At 73.9% G+C, this 947-nt stretch carries 1 protein-coding gene; it reads left to right on the forward strand.

Annotated features, from left to right (window positions below):
• Nucleotides 1–920 (forward strand): DUF5719 family protein (locus KUM32_RS41405; RefSeq protein WP_254406798.1); only part of this gene is annotated, 920 nt, incomplete at its 5' end.
• Nucleotides 921–947 lie beyond the last annotated feature (27 nt).

The raw sequence follows: 947 nt of genomic DNA on the forward strand, positions 1-947 counted from the left end.
ACCTGGAGCTGTACGGCGAGAACGGCCGGCTGGAGGCGCCCAGCGGCGAGTCGATCAACATCCCGCCGCACTCCACCAAACCCGTACTGCTCTCCACCCTGGTCAGCAAGCCGACCATCAACGTGACCCTGCACGCGGCGGTGCGCTCCGGTCGCATCGGCGCCAGCGTGCAGGCCGTGGACGCCAACATCGGCAGCGACTGGCTGCCGGCCGCGGCCTCGCCCGGCACCCGCGCGGTGCTCCCCGGCATCCCGAAGGACGCCACCTCGGTCCGGTTGGTCGCCTACGCCACGGGCTCGGGCGACGCCGACCTGAAGATCCAGCTCTCCGGCCCCTCCGGCTCCCTCACCCCGGCCGGCCACGAGAAGCTGAGCGTCAAGAGCCGGATGACCAGCGCGATCGACCTGGGCGACCTCACCAAGGGCGAGCCGGGCTCGCTCGTGCTCACGCCGCAGGGCAGCGGCGCGGCGCCGTTCGTGGCCGCGCTGCGCGTGACGCGGGGCAAGGGCGACCAGCAGGAGACGGCGTTCATCCCGGCCTCCACGCCGATCGAGAGCCGCGGCACGGTGGCCGACAACCGGTCCAAGGGCAGCACGCTGACCCTGACCGCGCCCGACGAGGCCGCGACCGTGCGGGTCACCTCGTCGGCCGGGAGCCAGGGCGGCGGCCCGGCCAGCCGGGAGGTCACGGTCAAGGCCGGTACGACGCTCGCCCTCGACCCGCCCCGCCCCGACGGCGCGAAGGGCTCCTACGCGGTGACGGTCGAGCGCCTGGACGGCGGGCCGGTGTACGCGTCCCGGCTGCTTGAGGTGAAGGCGGGCGGCATGCCGATGTTCACCATCCAGGGACTGCCGGACGACCGGGGCACGGTCGCGGTGCCGCGCGGCAACCAGGACCTGTCGCTGCTCAACGACGACTGAGCCCGGGCCGGGAAGCGATTCCCGGCC

It is taken from the genome of Streptomyces sp. AC627_RSS907, assembly GCF_019049165.1.